Source organism: Chryseobacterium gwangjuense (assembly GCF_021311115.1).
GTDB lineage: Bacteria > Bacteroidota > Bacteroidia > Flavobacteriales > Weeksellaceae > Chryseobacterium > Chryseobacterium gwangjuense.
On record NZ_JAJTNP010000001.1, the window covers coordinates 222,453 to 239,382 of the forward strand.

21 protein-coding genes are annotated in these 16,930 nt (G+C 33.5%); 2 read left to right on the forward strand and 19 right to left on the reverse strand.

The annotated features are described in order from the left end of the window. Positions 1 to 14 precede the first annotated feature (14 nt). The gene (locus LV842_RS00955) at positions 15 to 731 is read left to right on the forward strand and encodes a DUF2490 domain-containing protein (RefSeq protein ID WP_233109590.1); all 717 of its coding nucleotides are present in this window, start codon (positions 15 to 17) and stop codon (positions 729 to 731) included. A gap of 75 nt (positions 732 to 806) precedes the next feature. Here LV842_RS00955 and LV842_RS00960 read toward each other — a convergent pair whose 3' ends face one another. The 3 genes from LV842_RS00960 to LV842_RS00970 all read right to left on the reverse strand — a co-directional run bounded on the left by LV842_RS00960 (position 807) and on the right by LV842_RS00970 (position 2,294). Next, positions 807 to 1,253: a phosphohydrolase gene (locus LV842_RS00960; protein WP_233109591.1), complete on the reverse strand. Its 447-nt coding sequence runs from the start codon at positions 1,251 to 1,253 to the stop codon at positions 807 to 809. Positions 1,254 to 1,337: 84 nt separating this feature from the next. After that, positions 1,338 to 1,670, reverse strand: a complete 333-nt coding sequence (locus tag LV842_RS00965; protein WP_233109592.1) for a YegP family protein — start codon at positions 1,668 to 1,670, stop codon at positions 1,338 to 1,340. Positions 1,671 to 1,784: 114 nt separating this feature from the next. Next, positions 1,785 to 2,294, reverse strand: coding sequence for a hypothetical protein (locus LV842_RS00970; RefSeq protein WP_233109593.1), 510 nt, complete (start codon positions 2,292 to 2,294; stop codon positions 1,785 to 1,787). 150 nt (positions 2,295 to 2,444) lie between these two features. Here LV842_RS00970 and LV842_RS00975 point away from each other — a divergent pair, with 150 nt between their 5' ends. Then, positions 2,445 to 3,215, forward strand: coding sequence for a response regulator transcription factor (locus tag LV842_RS00975; protein WP_233109594.1), 771 nt, complete (start codon positions 2,445 to 2,447; stop codon positions 3,213 to 3,215). 42 nt (positions 3,216 to 3,257) lie between these two features. Here the strand turns inward: LV842_RS00975 and LV842_RS00980 are convergent, their stop codons facing one another. From LV842_RS00980 to LV842_RS01050, 16 genes are all read right to left on the reverse strand, one after another. Next, entirely contained in the window at positions 3,258 to 3,545 is a 288-nt protein-coding gene (locus tag LV842_RS00980; RefSeq protein ID WP_233109595.1) for a hypothetical protein, read from the reverse strand. Between the two features lie 195 nt (positions 3,546 to 3,740). Then, complete coding sequence (locus LV842_RS00985; RefSeq protein WP_233109596.1) at positions 3,741 to 4,742, reverse strand: hypothetical protein; 1,002 nt, start codon at positions 4,740 to 4,742, stop codon at positions 3,741 to 3,743. A gap of 58 nt (positions 4,743 to 4,800) precedes the next feature. Next, complete coding sequence (locus LV842_RS00990) at positions 4,801 to 5,280, reverse strand: hypothetical protein (protein ID WP_233109597.1); 480 nt, start codon at positions 5,278 to 5,280, stop codon at positions 4,801 to 4,803. Next, positions 5,273 to 5,773: a hypothetical protein gene (locus LV842_RS00995; RefSeq protein ID WP_233109598.1), complete on the reverse strand. Its 501-nt coding sequence runs from the start codon at positions 5,771 to 5,773 to the stop codon at positions 5,273 to 5,275. Before LV842_RS00995 ends, LV842_RS00990 begins: the two co-directional genes overlap by 8 nt. 24 nt (positions 5,774 to 5,797) lie before the next feature. Next, a complete protein-coding gene (locus LV842_RS16070; protein ID WP_262909352.1) occupies positions 5,798 to 5,932 on the reverse strand; it encodes a hypothetical protein in 135 nt (44 codons plus the stop codon). A 16-nt stretch (positions 5,933 to 5,948) separates the two neighbouring features. Then, a complete protein-coding gene (locus LV842_RS01000) occupies positions 5,949 to 6,374 on the reverse strand; it encodes a toxin-antitoxin system YwqK family antitoxin (RefSeq protein ID WP_233109599.1) in 426 nt (141 codons plus the stop codon). 40 nt (positions 6,375 to 6,414) lie between these two features. Next, positions 6,415 to 6,861, reverse strand: coding sequence for a hypothetical protein (locus tag LV842_RS01005; RefSeq protein ID WP_233109600.1), 447 nt, complete (start codon positions 6,859 to 6,861; stop codon positions 6,415 to 6,417). Between the two features lie 245 nt (positions 6,862 to 7,106). Beyond that, the gene (locus tag LV842_RS01010; RefSeq protein ID WP_233109601.1) at positions 7,107 to 8,894 is read right to left on the reverse strand and encodes an acyl-CoA dehydrogenase family protein; all 1,788 of its coding nucleotides are present in this window, start codon (positions 8,892 to 8,894) and stop codon (positions 7,107 to 7,109) included. Positions 8,895 to 9,071: 177 nt separating this feature from the next. Next, positions 9,072 to 9,299, reverse strand: a complete 228-nt coding sequence (locus LV842_RS16100) for a four helix bundle protein (protein ID WP_317207289.1) — start codon at positions 9,297 to 9,299, stop codon at positions 9,072 to 9,074. A 36-nt stretch (positions 9,300 to 9,335) separates the two neighbouring features. Next, positions 9,336 to 10,517 carry an acetyl-CoA C-acyltransferase gene (locus LV842_RS01020; RefSeq protein WP_233109602.1) on the reverse strand — a complete coding sequence of 394 codons (1,182 nt, stop codon included), beginning with the start codon at positions 10,515 to 10,517 and terminating at the stop codon, positions 9,336 to 9,338. A 101-nt stretch (positions 10,518 to 10,618) separates the two neighbouring features. Next, positions 10,619 to 13,012, reverse strand: coding sequence for a 3-hydroxyacyl-CoA dehydrogenase/enoyl-CoA hydratase family protein (locus LV842_RS01025; RefSeq protein WP_233109603.1), 2,394 nt, complete (start codon positions 13,010 to 13,012; stop codon positions 10,619 to 10,621). 141 nt (positions 13,013 to 13,153) lie between these two features. After that, positions 13,154 to 13,603, reverse strand: coding sequence for a MarR family winged helix-turn-helix transcriptional regulator (locus tag LV842_RS01030; RefSeq protein WP_233110054.1), 450 nt, complete (start codon positions 13,601 to 13,603; stop codon positions 13,154 to 13,156). A 166-nt stretch (positions 13,604 to 13,769) separates the two neighbouring features. Next, the gene (locus LV842_RS01035; RefSeq protein ID WP_233109604.1) at positions 13,770 to 14,693 is read right to left on the reverse strand and encodes an ABC transporter ATP-binding protein; all 924 of its coding nucleotides are present in this window, start codon (positions 14,691 to 14,693) and stop codon (positions 13,770 to 13,772) included. Positions 14,694 to 14,789: 96 nt separating this feature from the next. After that, on the reverse strand, positions 14,790 to 15,167 hold the full coding sequence (locus LV842_RS01040) for a GxxExxY protein (protein ID WP_233109605.1): 378 nt from the start codon (positions 15,165 to 15,167) through the stop codon (positions 14,790 to 14,792). Between the two features lie 194 nt (positions 15,168 to 15,361). Further along, positions 15,362 to 16,333 (reverse strand): FecCD family ABC transporter permease, encoded by a 972-nt coding sequence (locus LV842_RS01045; protein WP_233109606.1) that lies wholly within the window; start codon positions 16,331 to 16,333, stop codon positions 15,362 to 15,364. A gap of 15 nt (positions 16,334 to 16,348) precedes the next feature. Further along, positions 16,349 to 16,903: a TlpA family protein disulfide reductase gene (locus LV842_RS01050; protein WP_233109607.1), complete on the reverse strand. Its 555-nt coding sequence runs from the start codon at positions 16,901 to 16,903 to the stop codon at positions 16,349 to 16,351. Between the last annotated feature and the right edge of the window lie 27 nt (positions 16,904 to 16,930).

Genomic DNA, 16,930 nt, shown 5'->3' on the forward strand with positions numbered 1-16,930 from the left:
AAAATTTTTTCAAGATGAAACTTTTTCTAAGCCTTAGCTTACTTTTAAGTCTTACTTTTATTAAAGCCCAGGAACATATTTCCGGATTCGGCGCATTAACGTTAACCTATAAGTTTCATCCGAAATTTTTCCTTTACGGGGAAGGTCAGGTAAGAAGTATTGATGAGTTTACTTATCCTGATTATTATGAAATAAAAGGAGGATTAGGATATTATCTTACTAAAAATCACAAACCTTTTATTGGTTTGGGAAGATATGCAACCTATAAAGATCATGCGATCAACAAAGAAGAATTCAGAGTATGGTTACAGGATGTGATTGATATTAAAAAAGGGATCGTAAAATTTGAAAACCGTTTTCGTGCTGAGAAAAGTTGGTTTTATGAACCTCAGACGGATAAAAGCTCACAAAGAATGCGTTACCGTTACCGTTTGAATGTGAGTGTTCCTTTAAATGCTAAAGAAGTGAAAAAAGGAACCGTGTTTGCAAATGCATACGATGAAGTGTTTTTTGTAACTCCAATGAAACCTACTTTTGCAAGAAACAGAGTGTATGGAGGATTGGGATATCAGATCGACAACAATTTAGGGGTTGCAACAGGGTATCTTTGGCAAAGAGAATTTGAAGCAAAAGGAAACAAAAATTTACATTTTCTTTACGTTGCTTTAAATATCAATATTGACGGTACCAACCATCCGGTCAAAACATTTGACTATCCTGGTGCGGATTAATAATCCAGGTTTATCTATAAATAAAGGCATTAAGAATAACTTTCTTAATGCCTTTATTATTTTATAATGTAAAGCTTAATACTTTTCCGTAAGATAGCGGTAAGCTTTCAGGTATTTATTGAATCGTTTAATGTCTTTTACAGTAAGTTCTCTGTTCACTCTTCTCAGATCCATATTATCCCGAAGGTCATTCATTTTAACAGCAACTGCCAAAGGAGATCTTTCGGTTCTTTTAATGAATTCATCATAATCTTCATCAGGATCATATTTGGTCAAACAGCTCACCGCGAAAATAATATATTCTGGAAACCCTTCGTTTCTTAAATAATCCAGACTGAATTCTGAAGGATGATCTTCCACTACATCATGCAAAACACCTACGATTTTTTCATCGGTAGTTTTACCATATTCCATGACACGCATTACATGAGCGATATAGGGTGCATGATACTTGTCGGTTTGTCCTTTGTGTGCTTTAGTCGCTATTTTAATTGCTTTATGAAGCAGTTCTTCTTTTATCATTTTTCTTAGGAAAGTAGATACAAAAATAAAAAATGTCCCAAAATCCTGAGACATTTTATAAAATTTATTTACAAATTAATAGTATTAATTTGTTTCTTCTTCTACAGAGGCATCCGGTGCATTAGTTTTTACAGATTCTATGCCATTTTCCATACCGCTTGCAGCCTCATACATTTGGCTTGTTCCTATGATCTGTCCGTTTGTTGCCTTTAGATTAAAGTAGTGACGTCCGTCTTTCGCTGCATTTCTTTCGAATTTTGAATCGTCCTGTGAATTTTTTTTTACAGAATCAATTCCGTTTTCGCAGGATGATTTAGTGCTATACCCTTGGCTGGATAATATAACCTGACCGTTTCCTGCTTTCAAATTAAACTGAAAATCTCCGTTTGAACGGGTAGAAATGATAAATTTTCCCATAATTTTAAAATTGTGATTGGTTGTACAGGATAAAAATATTCATTTTTCTTTACAATTTAAATATTTTTTTCTTCATTTTTAAATCATTACTAAAATATAGTAATACAAATGAATTTAATCGTACCAATATTCTTTCTTAATAGAATATCCAGCTTTTTTAAATGCATTAATCAGTTCGTTAGCCAATTTTTCGTTCTTTTTTTCATGTGATAAATTTAAAAAGAACAGATCGCCACTATAGGTTTCTTCTTTACCAGTTTCCTCAATTTCTGTTGCCTTTGAAGCATTAGGTTCTGTAGTAAATATAATGTTGATGTCTTTCACAATTGCTTTGATCTTGGACAGTTCTATTTGCTGTTTAATAGTATAATAGATGTTTTTGTAGTTGTTTTTCTTTCGGATTTCAAGAGTCAGAATTTTATATTTTCCTTCAAGACTGTCTTTGATACTGTATGGCTTTATCACTTCAAAATTTTCTCCGTAATAATTGGCTGAATCTTGTTTTTGTGCTTTAATTTCCTTTTGAATTTCACGGTTCAATATCTTCACAATTTTTTGCACCTGTGCGGGAGCAAAAACTGCTTGTAAAAGAAAAGCAAGAGAAATAATCAACTTTTTAGTCATAATGATTGTTTTCAGAGATCAATATTAGTTTTATTTACTTGACTGGTTTCATAAGTATTATGCAATTTCCGATTTATATTGACATAAAAAAATACCGCATTTGTAGTATTTTAAGAGAATTTTAAGTATTTTTATAAAAACTCATTGCCTATGGAGCCTGTTAAACATATACTTAATGATATTTGGGATAAATACCCGGAAGCTTTGTCTAATGAGTATATAACGGTGGCATTACCTGAAGTAGAAAAACTTATTGCTGAATTATTTGCTTTAGGACCTTTCTATTATTATACCTTAAATGTTGGAAACAGTACACTTTGCAATTTCAGCGAGAGTATTCTGTCTATTCACAACCTGAAAAAATACCCTCAGCATCTGAAAGATGTTATCGATCTTGTTCATCCTGATGATTTACCTTTTGTAATGGAAGCTGAAGCTTGGACGTTAGAAATGTATAAGGAAATTGGCTTTGAACATCAGACGCAATTGAAATCAGGGTATTGTTTTCGTATGAAAACAAAGGAAAATGTCTATGAACTTTTTCATCATCAGGCAATCCATACCTTAAAAGATGAACAGGGAAGACTGCTGCAAACCATAAATATCCACACCAATATTCAGAGCATTTCACAGGAGAATAATTATGTGGTAACAGTTTCCGGGATAGGATCAAGGCATGATTTCTATCAAAAAACCTTACGCCCGGAATTGTTTGCTTTAAATATATCCGAACGTCTCACGAAAAGAGAACTTGAAGTTTTCGTATTACTAATAAAGGGGTACAGTGATAAGGAAATCGCCGAAACTATAGTAATTTCGTATCATACGGTTCGTACTCATCACAAAAATATCCTGAAGAAAACCAAAAGCAAAAACAGTAAAGAACTTATAAAAAAGGGGTTGGTACAAGGTTTTTTATAAATCTAAATTTTCTATGCATTTAAAAGCCTGAATAGAGTAGTCTTATTTCTCTTTGGGAAGAGACGCTATTTTTTCAGGAATTGCCAGGTTTAATACTTTATAATCTGTAGTATCCCTCTTTTTATCTTTCAGGCATGAATAAATTGCTAGGTCTTTAGGCTTTACAACAAGTATTTTATAGAAATCTTTTTGTTTCTCTTTTTTTGATAGATGAAGATCAGCCATCTTCATGCTCATTGTATCTATTTTAAGGGAAGGTATTCTCTTCTCTGCCTTCTGAGCATATATTGATACAGAAACAAATACAAGTGGAATGAATAATAATTTCATGGGGTATGTGAATTTTCTATTGGTTTTAATAAGACAATTCAGACCAAGTAATTATTACTTTCTTTTTGAAATTATTTTAAAAAATGATACGATTAATATTTTTGTAATTCCAATAATAAAAGGTTTATTGAATTTTGTTTCAATAAACCTTCTTTTTTTTATTAAGTTAATCTTTCAAAAAATTACATTAGAAAACTATTGATTAGCATATTCTACCATATAACTTTTTATTTTCCCCTTCCATGAGCCTAAATCATTATTATCTCCGGTAAATACTTTAGAATTTCCTTTAAAATCTTCTTTGTCAAAAACAACAAACTTTAACCCCTTATCTACATATATGTTCTCCAACTCCTGAACACGGTTGGGCTTTCTGGCTCCCAGATATTGGTTAAATTGATTCCCATAACTCTCACTACTTTTAACAGCTAAATTTTCTATTTCAAAGCTTTTAATTTTATTCGACCAATTGGAGGGAAGGGTAGATTGGTTGGTTGTAATTTCCCAATCATTTCCGTCATATTCTTCAGAATCATAAGCAATCATCATCATACCCGGAGATATTTCAATCCCCATCACATCCTGCTCGGGTTTCAAAGTTTCATGCGAGCAGCCTGCTTTGTGAAGATGTCCTTTTCCTTCACTGTTTTTTATTCTTACATAATGGGTGATTGCCGGATCAAATAATTTACCCGTTTTCTTATCCTCTCTTGATCCATAATTAACTTTATTGGTCGTTACTCTTATATAGTATTGGCCATCATAGTAACTTACATAAGCTTTCCAGGCATTGTCTTTACTCATCCAAATATCGCTTCTCCAAAATTCATTATCCGTTAGCTGGATTTTTTGATGGGTAAGGACATAGCTGGCTGCTTGCAGCTCTTTGTAAAAAGCAATATATTCTTTGTGGGATAAATTGGAGGTTCCAACTCCTTCGCATTTATCATTGATTACAAGAATAGTGATATCATTTTCAACATTATCATCATCTGAAACAAATTCATATTCTACAAAATTTCCTATATCATATTCGTCTTCCATCACGAATTTACTTTGTTTCAGTTCCTTTCCTAAATTGTCTTTATTCATCTTCATAATCTTTTTGAAATCCTCCATTGTTTTAGGAGGAACAATTTGTGCCTGTATCATTATACTGAAGATAACAAGCATTAAAGATAATTTTGATGTTTTCATGCGTTCAGTTTTTTGAGGTTAAAATTAAAGAGATCAGTATCTATATTTTTTCTATGAATTATCGTGTGCTGACTATAAGCTCAATTTCCGGATATTGTTTTTGCCAGACTTCAATTAAATGGTTGTCATTTTCAGGGATTCCTGCAATTAAAGTTTGCAGTTTAGGAAATGCCTGTAAAATTTTTAAAATTCCATTAACGGTAACATCGGTAAATTTTATATAGAGGTATTCCAAATTTTCAAGATGTAAGATACAATCCAGGTTATCATCATTCAAAGGCATACTTCGTAAATCTAAATACTCAACATTTTTTAATTTTTTCAGATATTGCAAACCTTCTTCCGTTACAAACGACCCTCCAATAGCCAAACGATCAATATGAGTGACGTATTGGGTGATGAAAAACAGTTCATTATCAGTAAGATCACTATCACGACAACCAAACTGACTTAAATATGCCGGAATGTTTTTGTTATTTTTAGTGCTAAAATATTTTTCAAGCAAATACTTTTCACGGTTTTTGGAAAGTTTAATCATACCAGTTTTCCATTTCGATAGAGTAGCCTGTTTTTTCTAGTAACGCCAAGAGTTCATTCGCCCAGGTTTCGTTGTATTTTTCCGAACAGCAAAGTTGTAAGAAAAATAAGCTGTATGTTCTTGTTTCTTTGCCGTTTTCATAAATTTTCACCGCGTCAGGCTGGGTTACAAAAATAACATTGATATCTTTTGAAAGTCTGGTGATTTTACTTAATTCAATCTCTTGTTTTTCAGTGAAATAAGTTTCTGTATATTTATCTCCTTGCTCCGAAAATTCCACTTTTTTACGCTTTACTGCGATGCTTAACATTCCATTTTTAATCTGAAACGGCTCTACAACCACAAGTGTGTCATAGCGTTCAACTCTGTCAGAATTTTTAAATTGATTTTCAACTTCCCAACGCAGGTCTTTGTTTAAAAAATCTACGATTTTTTTTTCCTGTGCTTGAAAATTTAGCGAAAAAAGAATGATGAGAAAAAGTAGCGGTTTCATTTTGTTTTAAAAATAGGTTATTATTTATACGATAGGAGTGAGAACTCTGATGACACTCGGAAATGTTCCCATTTTTTCCAGTTCTACTATTACAGCATATTGGGTTCTACAATACTTAAAATATCCGAAAGTAATGCAGTAAAAGAGTAATAGGTTCATTTTAAATTAATCAAGATTATATCTCGTCTTTATAGACTTCTATCTCTTCTAACTCCCCGTTTTCTTTGTAGTATTTCCATTCACCATCAGCTTTTCCTTTTTTATATTTTCCGATTTCTTTCAGTTTCCCACTTTCATAATAAGTTTTCCATTCTCCACTTTTTTCTCCATTTTTATACTTTCCAGCTTCTTCTAATTTTCCGCTTTCATAGTAAAGTTTCCATTCACCTTCCGGTTCTCCTTTTTCAAAATTCCCAATTGATGCCAATGTTCCGTTTTCATGATACGATTTCCATTCACCAATTTCTTTTTCTTCAGCATTTTCATAACCGGAAGACATTAGTGTACCGTTGTCGTAATGATATTCTTTGAGCTTTTTGGATTGTGCAAAACTAGAAATACTTAAAAGTAATGAAAGAATAATAGTAGTGTGTTTTATCATAGTTTTAAAAGTCGTTTTTAAGTTGAGTTAAGACATGATGTTATTTCTTTACACAAAAGGTTGCCAAATGCTTTATTGCCTTATCTACATCCGGAATGTATACACTTTTATCATCAAACCTTAACGTACTGGTACGGTCTTTACTTAAAAATTCTCCTTCAAAATTTGTAATTGCAGTTTCTTCATTATAGAAAAAGTGACCGGGATAACTTTCATTGGAACCAATAATTCGATTGATATTTGTGGGTAAAATTTGCTCAAATACCAATTGTTCCGTCTTACCCTGCTTATTTGTTGAACTTAAAGTATAATTAACTACAATCTTACATTCATCAACACTTTTTATAATGACATTAGTAGCACGAGATGCATTTTTTCCGTAGGCTTTTAGCTTTTCTGTAAGCCACTTAATAGTTTCGTCTTTGGTTTGTGCAGTTGCTGTAAATATCCCTGCTCCGAAAGCAAGTACTAAGAATAGTTTTTTCATATAGTTATTAGTATTTCTTTAATTTATCGTAAGGTTCTAAATAGCTTCAAGATTGTATCTATTTAGATCTTCCCTGCAAATTTCCGATTAATACTATTAAAAACAAATACCACAATAGTAGTATTTTTAAGTATAATCATTTATTTCTACTTTAAAATGTAGCAATTCATTATTATCAATCACAGAAAATAAAAAAAACGTCTCAATGTTGAGACGTTTTAAAAATCAAATTTATATTTAAAAGACTAGTAAGATCCTTTATTAATGTAATGTGCAGCTACTTTTTCTGTTAATGCCACTACATTCGGATGGTTGGTATACTTTGTAAACCTTCTTAGGCCTGAAAGCATCATTCTTTGTTCGTCACCTTCTGCGAAAGAAATAATTCCTTCTTTTGCCGCTACGATGATTTTTTCAACCGCTTTGTAAAGGTTTAATTGAGCCATTGCAGCTTCCACAGAATCAGCAGCGAAGTGTTTTTCTGCTCTTAAAATTGCAGATTCTGCCATGTAGATTTGGTTAAGGATTTCAGAAGCGTTTAGTAATAAATGCTGTTGCTTCTCAATATCCATCATATATTTTTGAAGAGCAGCACCTGAAACCATCAAGAACACTTTCTTAAGGTTCGCGATAATTGCCTTTTCTTCACTCATGAATGCAGAATAATCAGGAACTTCGAATGAAGGAATTCCCATCAATTCTTTGCTGATTGCCATTGCCGGAGATAATAAGTCTAATTCCCCTTTCATCGCTCTCTTAATCAACATTCCAACTGCCAACAATCTGTTGATTTCGTTGGTTCCTTCATAAATTCTTCCGATTCTTGCGTCTCTCCATGCAGATTCCATTGGAGTATCTTCAGAGAATCCCATTCCTCCGTAGATCTGGATTCCTTCGTCAGCAGTAGTCTGAGTAAGATCTGATACGAAAACTTTAAGAATAGAAGCTTCTACAGCAAATTCTTCAACTCCTTTTAATTCAGCTTGCTGATGATCCATTCCTCCGGCAACCAATTCTGCAATTTTATCTTCAACATTTTTTGCCAAACGGTAAGAACCAGCTTCACTCACAAAAACTCCGGTTGACATTTCAGCAATTTTCTTTCTGATCGCTCCAAAAGTTGAAATAGAAACACCAAACTGCTTTCTCTCGTTGGAATACTGAATAGAGTGGTTTAAGATTCTTCTTTGTCCGTCAAGATTTGCCGCCGCTAATTTAATTCTACCAACATTTAATGCATTCAAAGCGATTTTGAAACCATTATTTCTTTCTCCCAACATATTCTCTACAGGAACTTTCATATCGTTGAAGAAAACCTGACGTGTAGAAGACGAACGAATTCCTAATTTGTGCTCTTCCTCACCGAAAGTCAGACTTTCAGGATTTTCCAATTCTGAACGGTTAATCACAAAACCAGTGATGTTTTTATCATCATCAATTTTAGCAAACAAAGTGAAAGTATCTGCAAAACCAGCATTGGAAATCCACATTTTTTGTCCATTGATGATATAATGTTTTCCGTCTTCAGACAATCTTGCTCTTGTTTTCCCTGAATTGGCATCAGAACCAGCATCCGGTTCCGTCAAGCAATATGCTCCGAATTTTGTTCCTGCAGCTAAATCAGGAAGATATTTCTTTTTTAATTCTTCACTTCCGTAAAGAAGAGTAGGTAATGTTCCGATTCCTGTGTGTGCCCCGTAAGCTGTTGCTAATGAACCGTTTCCTCCTGAAACGTAATCACAAGCCAACATCGTGCTGACGAATCCCATTCCAAGACCGCCATATTCTTCGGGAACAGTAATTCCCAGCAATCCCATTTCTCCTAACTGACGCATTTTTTCCTCTGTCAATGCATAATCTTTTTTCTCAAAACGATCATGTTGCGGAATCACTTCTCTATCAATAAATTCTTTCGCAGAATCGCGAAGCATTTTTTGCTCTTCTGAAAGTTCTTCAAGACTGAAAATTTCGTTTGCAGGAATTTCTTTGATCAGGAATTCACCTCCTTTTAGTGTTTTATTAAGTGTAGTCATTATTTTATGATTTTTTAGATTAAAGAATAAAGAGAAAAGAAAAAAGACTTACAACTTTAAGTTTTTTTGAAAGCCGGATATCATTCTCTGTAATTCTGTGATTTTATTTTCTATAATTTCAAGTTTTATTTGTTCAAAATAATCTCTATTGGAAGAGATTATAATTTGAGTTTGCAATTAATAAAGAGAGCCAAGACTTATTTCTAAAAATCGATTAAAATCTTTATTCGAACTTCTGCTTGAACCTTCAGCAATATTTGAAGCAACAGAAACAGAACATCTTCTAAGTTGAGATTTTAAACCAAATTCTTCACTTTTAGGGAAACTGTCTGTAAGAATATAAATATCATTCGCCAATTCAATTGACAATTTCCAGATATCCAGATTCTTAAAATTATGTTTCATTCGGGTCTTTTCTCTTTATTCTTTGTTCTTTTGTCCTTACAATAATTCAAAAATACTCGCCGCTCCTTGCCCTGTTCCCACACACATAGAAACCATTCCGTATTTGTTTCCGCGTCTTCTCATTTCATCAAGAAGTTGTACCGTTAATTTTGTTCCAGTACATCCAAGTGGGTGACCCAATGCGATCGCTCCTCCGTTTACATTCAAAATATCAGGATTTAAACCTAATTCTTTTTTAATGGCAACTGATTGCGATGCGAAAGCCTCATTTAGCTCAATTAATTCAATATCTTTTAATTCTAAACCTGCTTGTTTAAGAGCTTTAGGAATTGCATAGATTGGTCCCATTCCCATAATCCTTGGTTCAAGTCCGGCTGCTGCATAAGCAACTAATCTAGCTTCTGGCTGTAATCCTAATTCTTTTACCATCTCTTCGCTCATTACCATTACGAAAGCTGCTCCGTCACTCATTTGAGAAGAGTTTCCTGCAGTTACGCTTCCTCCGTTGGCAAAAACCGGTCTTAGTTTAGATAAACCAGCCAAAGACGTATCTGCTCTCGGACCTTCATCTACTGAGAAATCAAACTTTTTAGTCTGCATTTTCTGGTTTTCATCCAGGAAATTATATTCAACTGGAATCGGAACAATCTGATTGGCAAATTTCCCTTCCTGATTAGCCTTTAAAGCTTTCATATGAGATTCAAAAGCAAACTGATCCTGTTCTTCTCTTGTGATGTTGTATTGTTTGGCAACTTCTTCTGCCGTATATCCCATTCCCCAATAATAATCAGGGTTTGTTTTAGCTATATCTGTTTCAGGAACCGGCTTATAACCACCCATTGGAATATAAGACATTGATTCTGTACCTCCTGCAATGATGCAATCAGCCATTCCTGCCTGAATTTTTGCAGACGCAATGGCAATTGCCTCACTTCCTGATGCACAATATCTGTTTACGGTAACTCCGGGAACTTTGTCTGTGTTTAATCCCATTAAGGAAATTAAACGAGCTACGTTTAAGCCCTGTTCAGCTTCCGGCATTGCGTTTCCTACAATAAGGTCATCAATTCTGTTTTTATCTAATTGCGGAAGTTCAGCCATTAATTTTTCAATTACGGTTGCCGCCATTACATCGGGTCTTGTAAATCTTAAACTTCCTTTTGGTGCTTTTCCAACGGCAGTTCTGAAACCCTTTACTATATATGCTGTCTTTGACATTTTTTAAAATTATTTGATTAAACATCTACTTTGTCATGCTGAAAGCATCTCAGCTTAGATTCCTACGGAATGACAAAAGATTATGCTAATTTGGGTAGTTATTAATTTCTCAACGGTTTTCCATTCTGTAACATATACTGAATTCTCTCCAACGTTTTTCTCTCACCACAAAGCTGTAAGAATGTTTCTCTTTCAAGATTCAATAAGTATTGTTCGGTTACGACAGTTGGTTCAGAAAGATTTCCTCCTACCATTACATTAGCTAATTTATCTGCAATTTTTTTGTCGTGTGCAGAGATGAAGTTTCCGGTTAACATTTGGTCTGTTCCCACATAGAACATTCCCAAAGCATCTTTACCCAAAACTTTTACTTTCTGTTCGATAGGTTGAGTATATCCTTGTTCTGCCAATAGTTTTGCTACTTTTTTAGCTTCAGCAATCTGTCTGTTTTTGCTTACAGAAACAATATCTTTCCCTTTTTCAAGGATTCCCATATCGTAAGCTTCGTAAGCGGAAGTTGCCACTTTACCCATTGCAATGTTCATAAAAGCATCACGAAGTCTGTTGTTTTTAACATCATCGTTGTGAAATTCTCTTGAAGTTCTCAAGGTCAATTCTTTTGTTCCACCACCACCAGGAATTACACCGACTCCGGTTTCTACCAATCCGATATACGTTTCTGCTGCTGCAACCACTCTGTCGGCATGCATCGTCATTTCGCAACCACCACCAAGCGTCATTCCGTGAGGAGCGACCACAATAGGAATAGAAGAGTAACGAACTCTCATCATTGATTTTTGGAAATAAGCAATCGCCATATTCAAATCATCCCAATCTTGCTCGATAGCCATCATTAAAATCATTGCTAAATTGGCTCCAACAGAGAAATTAGCACCTTGATTTCCGACCACTAATCCGTCATATTCTTTTTCAGCTAAATCAATCGCTCTGTTTAATCCATCCAAAACTTCACCTCCCAAAGAGTTCATTTTAGAACGGATTTCAAAGTTGATAATTCCGTCACCCAAATCTTCAATGGCAGCACCGGAGTTGCTCCAAAGCGTTTTGTTTTTTCTGATATTATCTAAAATAATGAAAGCATCCTGTCCAGGAATTTTATTGTATTCGCCTGAATTTTTATCAACATAAATACTTTGTCCTTCATCATTAACTTTATAGAAAGTCTCTACATTTTTCACCCAGTCTGAAACTTGATAACCTGCTTCTGTTGCTAACTCAATACCTTTTTGAACACCAACTGCATCCCAGATTTCAAACGGCCCGTTTTCCCAACCGAAACCGGCTCTCATCGCATCGTCGATTTTGTATACTTCATCAGAAATTTCAGGTACTTTATGCGAAACATAAGCGAACAATGCCCCTAAAGATTTTCTGTACAATTCTCCGGCTTTATCTTTTCCGCCAATTAATACTTTGAATCTGTCAATCGGCTTGTCAATGTTTTTAGTTAATTCTAAGGTCGGGAAAGAAGATTTTCCTTGAAGTTCATATTCTAAAGTATCAAGATTTAATCCGTGAATTTCAGATTTTCCTTCTGCATTTTTTACTTTTTTGTAGAAACCTTGCTCTGTTTTTGAACCTAACCATTTATTATCAACCATTTTCTGGATGTAATCAGGAAGCGCAAAAACATTATTGAAATCATTAGCTTCTGCACCGCTTTGACGAACACCATTGGCTACCATCACCAATGTATCCAATCCAACAACGTCCGCTGTTCTGAACGTCGCAGATTTTGGACGACCGATTACAGGACCAGTTAATTTATCAACTTCAGAAACTGTTAGACCTAATTTCTGAACATTATGAAGTAAATCCATCATGGAAAATACTCCGATTCTGTTGGCGATAAATGCCGGTGTATCTTTTGCTAAAACCGTTGTTTTTCCTAAAAATTTTGCTCCGTAATTCATATAGAAGTCAATAACTTCCGGAGCAGTGTCGTTAGTAGGGATAATCTCTAAAAGAGGAAGGTATCTTACCGGATTAAAGAAGTGCGTTCCTGCAAAATAATGTTTAAAATCATCGCTTCTTCCTTCCGTTAGTAAATGAATAGGAATTCCTGATGTATTTGAAGAAATCAAAGTTCCGGGTTTTCTGAACTGTTCAATTTTTTCATAAACGGATTTTTTGATGTCAAGTCTTTCAACTACCACTTCAATAATCCAGTCTGTATTTTTTATTTTTGGCAAATCATCGTCAAAATTTCCAACTTTGATTCTATCTGCGAATTTCGGAGAATAGAGTAGAGCCGGACTTGCTTTTTTCAGTTTTTCAAAGTTTTCTGAAGCGATTCTGTTTCTTACCGCTTTATCCTCTTTGGTCAAACCTTTTTTCTGTTCTGCTTCAGTCAGTTCAAAAGGAACGATATCCAAGAGCGAAACTTCTACGCCAATATTGGCAAAGTGTGCTGCAATACCGCTTCCCATAATTCCTGAACCAAGAACTGTAACGTGTTTGATTCTTCTTTTCATTTGAATATATTTATTTTATTATTGGTCAAATGTAACTTAGCAAGTTTCATCTGTAACATATTTATTTAATGGATCAGATGTAACCTCACGGTTTCATTTAGATTTATTATTTGTAATTGTTTTTAATTGGGTCAGAAAAATTTATTTTCTGTTGTTTAGGTCTGTTGCTATTTTCATGATTTCGCACATCACTTCTTTGAAGGTATCTAACTTCTCAGGAGTAATCTTCTCCATCACTCTTTTGTTAAAGTTTACCACAACTTCTTTAGACATGTTTCTGGAATTCAATCCTTTATCTGTAAGTTTAATAATAACCTCACGCTTATCTGTGGTGGTCTTTTCTTTATAGATATATCCGTTGTCTTCGAGAAGTTTGATGATTCTTGTAAGAGAGGTTGGTTCAATAGCCATTTTAGGACCTAGATTCGTACTTCTGGTTCCTTCTTTTGGATCAATTTTGAGAAGAGTAAGCGCCTGAACTGCCGTAGAATCATGTTCCTGCGCAAGATCTGTATACATTTTAGAAACAGCCAACCAGGTCTGTTTTAAAATTAAATCCACGTTTCCTATTTTATCTTTATTGTTATCCATCATATTTTGCTGTAATGGGTTTACCCAAATTTAGCAAATATTATGCATGCATAATATTTATTAACGTTAAAATTTGTTAATACACTGATAATAAACGGATTAAATTGTATGAGAAGCATAATACTATGCATGCATAGTATATGGAATATCTAAAGAAAAAGAAGGATTAGTAAATGGTTTTCACGAAATTAACGATTTCTTCGAAGGATTCGCATTGTTGTTTAAAAGAATTACCGGAAATTAACCAAAAGTTGGTCTGAAATTCAAAATGTAGAGCAGAAAGGTCTTTTTGGAAGTTTTTTTGAAGCAAAGAATACAACATTTCTTTATAAAAATCAGGGGCGATGATTTTAGGAGCAACAAATTTGTCATTAATTTGGAATAGAGAAGCATTTGTCAATTCATCATGCTGTAGCAAAATATCTTCAACGATTCCTGTATACAAATGATGGTCTTTTACATACCATATTTTATCTGCAAATTCTTTTGCTAAACGCCAGTCATGAGAAGAGAACAAGATTAATTTATTTTGTTCCTGAGCTAATTTGCGTAGTGTTTTTAAGATAATAATCTTATTTTTTTCGTCTAAATGAGTTGTAGGCTCATCGAGAATAATGATAGGAGAGCTCTGTGTTAAAGCTCTACCGATAAAAGCTTTCTGAAGATTTCCGTCTGAAAGATTTTTAAGTAAAGTATTTTTATATTGTACTAAATCAAGTTCCTCAATAATATGCGAAACTTCTTCCCGGTCTTCTTTTTTAAGCTCAAAATAGAAAGGATAATAAATATATTTTCCTAAAGAAATCAAATCTTCAACCGTATAATTCTGCGGAATGATCGATTTTGAAAAAACTACCGCAATATGTTCTGCAATTTCTTTAACAGAAAGGTTCTTTACATTTTTATGATGAATAGAAATTTCTCCGCTTAATAGTGGAATTTGATGTAAAATCGATTTAATTAAAGTTGTTTTTCCTACACCGTTGTTACCAATTAACAAGCATACTTCTCCTAAATTCAATTGTGCATTTGCATTTGAAATTAGGGTTTTGTTGTAGCCGATATTTGCTTGTTGAATTTGTAGGTGCATGTTGTTGGGTTATTGCAAAGACGCAAAGTTTATTTTACAAAAATACTGTTTTAAGGTGCAAAGAATTTGACTTTATCAAATTTTTAGAATTTAATTTTATAAAAAATTTACCATTCTTGTTACACCATTTTTGAAAACATCGGATTGAAAATTTAAAAGTAATCCTAATTTACAATTTGTCATTTTTAAATAAGTTAAAAGCTGAGCCTTATGAATAGAATTAATATAATCAACAGTCTTAATTTCTAAAATTAATTTATTTTCAATGATCATATCTAATCTAAAGGCATTTTCAATTTTTAATTCTTCGTATATTATTGGAAGTAATTTTTGCTTTTCTACGAATAGACCGGTTTTTGTTAATTCATAGAACATACATTCTTCATAAACATGTTCAAATAATCCTGATCCGAGTTTCTTATGTATTTTTAACCCGGTATCAAAAACTACTTTTGATAATTCATTTTCTGTCATTTGTTTTGTGTTTTTATATTTATTGTTGGTTTATCGCAGAGGCGCTAAGATAAAAAACTATAATGTTGTTTTTAAGACGCAAGAAAATCAAAGATTTTCAATTTGAAGTGTTCAATTTTATCGAAGATAAAATCTTTGCGCCTTTAAACATTAAATTATAAAATAAACTTTGTGTCTTTGCGAATTTCCAACTGCTAAACTTTATTCTGTTTCAAAAGCATCATTAAAATTACCGGAATTCCGAAAACGGAACTTATTACATTTAAAGGTATTTGTGTTTTTTCTGCAATGATCGAAAAAACGAGCATGATGAACATCCCTAAAAACATATTCAAGATCCATTGCTGCCAAAGTTTTGCCGGGTTATAAATTAGTCTGCAAAAATGGGGAACAATAATTCCTATAAATAAAATGGGTCCTAAGAATGCTGTAACAGAAGCTGAGAGCAGGGAAGAAGCAACAATAATGAACAGTTTTAACTGATTTAAATTAACACCTAAACTTTGTGCGTATGAACTTCCCAACGAATTTCCGATCAAAGGTTTTATACTTTTAAAACAGATCAACAATCCGATGATCACTAAAACTGTCAATACATACACCTGATTTCTTGATACCATATTGTTAGCTCCAAAAGACCACAAAATGTAATTTTTCAGACTTTGGTTTTCTGCATAGAACTGAAGCAAGGAAACAATTGCTCCGGCAAAAGCTGAAACCAAGAAACCAAATATGATCAAATATGATTTGTCCTGGAATTTATTTGACATGGATAATAAAACCAGCATCAGTAATAAACTTCCCCCAATTGCAGCTAAACTTAAAAAACTGTTTTGAAGAAATTCAGGAATCAGAATGTCATGTGAAAAGAAGATATAAAAAGCCACAGATAAACTCGCTACAGAAGTGATTCCCAAGATATCGGGTCCGGCCAAAGGATTCTGAAAATATTCCTGCATCAGAAACCCGGAAGTAGGAATGGATATTCCCGCCAAAAGCATCACTAAGACACGGTTTACCCGAATTTCTGCAATCTGACTATTCGATGAATCCTGAAAGAAATCCTGAACATGTAAACTTAAAAATCCTGTGTTCAGATTAATGATCGCTGTTAAGATAATTGCGATTATTAAAATTAAACACAGAATTTTAAACTTATTTGACATTATAAAGTCTGAAGTTTATTTTAGAAAAGAATTAATTTTCTCGTTCAGCTGTTCTTCGCTTATCATTCCCAATGTTTCATCTGTTTTATCACCTTTTCTCATAAAAGTAAAAGGAATTGCATTGCCAGTCCATTGCTTGAAATTATTTTTGAAGAAATATTCATCCATAAGCTGCCCATCTACAAGAACGGTATGATCCTGAATTCCATGTTCTGCTACAAAGCGGGGAACTTCCGTATTCCATGCTTCTTTTTGGTCTAAACTTACAAAGGTGATTTTTACGGGTTTTCCCTTTAGTTCTTCAATTTTATTTTTAAAATGTGGTATTTCTTTTACACAAGGACCACACCATGTTGCAAAAAAATTGGTTACATACAGGGTGTCATTTTTCTTATTTAAAATCTCGGAAACTTTATCCAAAGTAAGCATTTTCAAAGGAGCTACCGCAGAAGAGGGTTCTGAAGCGGAAATAGAATCCGTTACTGCAACAGCTTCATCATTTTTCTGGCTTTCTTTTTTACAACTTGCTATGGCAAACAGAACAAGCGTGGATAAAATTATCTTCTTCATAAATTATTTTTTATCTATTTTTGAATT

Bases quoted from the DNA above. Each gene is read 5' to 3' on its own strand.
- LV842_RS00955 (WP_233109590.1), top strand. From the start codon at position 15: ATGAAACTTTTTCTAAGCCTTAGCTTACTTTTAAGTCTTACTTTTATT.
- LV842_RS00960 (WP_233109591.1), bottom strand. From the start codon at position 1,253: ATGATAAAAGAAGAACTGCTTCATAAAGCAATTAAAATAGCGACTAAA.
- LV842_RS00965 (WP_233109592.1), bottom strand. From the start codon at position 1,670: ATGGGAAAATTTATCATTTCTACCCGTTCAAACGGAGATTTTCAGTTT.
- LV842_RS00970 (WP_233109593.1), bottom strand. From the start codon at position 2,294: ATGACTAAAAAGTTGATTATTTCTCTTGCTTTTCTTTTACAAGCAGTT.
- LV842_RS00975 (WP_233109594.1), top strand. From the start codon at position 2,445: ATGGAGCCTGTTAAACATATACTTAATGATATTTGGGATAAATACCCG.
- LV842_RS00980 (WP_233109595.1), bottom strand. From the start codon at position 3,545: ATGAAATTATTATTCATTCCACTTGTATTTGTTTCTGTATCAATATAT.
- LV842_RS00985 (WP_233109596.1), bottom strand. From the start codon at position 4,742: ATGAAAACATCAAAATTATCTTTAATGCTTGTTATCTTCAGTATAATG.
- LV842_RS00990 (WP_233109597.1), bottom strand. From the start codon at position 5,280: ATGATTAAACTTTCCAAAAACCGTGAAAAGTATTTGCTTGAAAAATAT.
- LV842_RS00995 (WP_233109598.1), bottom strand. From the start codon at position 5,773: ATGAAACCGCTACTTTTTCTCATCATTCTTTTTTCGCTAAATTTTCAA.
- LV842_RS16070 (WP_262909352.1), bottom strand. From the start codon at position 5,932: ATGAACCTATTACTCTTTTACTGCATTACTTTCGGATATTTTAAGTAT.
- LV842_RS01000 (WP_233109599.1), bottom strand. From the start codon at position 6,374: ATGATAAAACACACTACTATTATTCTTTCATTACTTTTAAGTATTTCT.
- LV842_RS01005 (WP_233109600.1), bottom strand. From the start codon at position 6,861: ATGAAAAAACTATTCTTAGTACTTGCTTTCGGAGCAGGGATATTTACA.
- LV842_RS01010 (WP_233109601.1), bottom strand. From the start codon at position 8,894: ATGACTACACTTAATAAAACACTAAAAGGAGGTGAATTCCTGATCAAA.
- LV842_RS16100 (WP_317207289.1), bottom strand. From the start codon at position 9,299: ATGAAACATAATTTTAAGAATCTGGATATCTGGAAATTGTCAATTGAA.
- LV842_RS01020 (WP_233109602.1), bottom strand. From the start codon at position 10,517: ATGTCAAAGACAGCATATATAGTAAAGGGTTTCAGAACTGCCGTTGGA.
- LV842_RS01025 (WP_233109603.1), bottom strand. From the start codon at position 13,012: ATGAAAAGAAGAATCAAACACGTTACAGTTCTTGGTTCAGGAATTATG.
- LV842_RS01030 (WP_233110054.1), bottom strand. From the start codon at position 13,603: ATGGATAACAATAAAGATAAAATAGGAAACGTGGATTTAATTTTAAAA.
- LV842_RS01035 (WP_233109604.1), bottom strand. From the start codon at position 14,693: ATGCACCTACAAATTCAACAAGCAAATATCGGCTACAACAAAACCCTA.
- LV842_RS01040 (WP_233109605.1), bottom strand. From the start codon at position 15,167: ATGACAGAAAATGAATTATCAAAAGTAGTTTTTGATACCGGGTTAAAA.
- LV842_RS01045 (WP_233109606.1), bottom strand. From the start codon at position 16,333: ATGTCAAATAAGTTTAAAATTCTGTGTTTAATTTTAATAATCGCAATT.
- LV842_RS01050 (WP_233109607.1), bottom strand. From the start codon at position 16,903: ATGAAGAAGATAATTTTATCCACGCTTGTTCTGTTTGCCATAGCAAGT.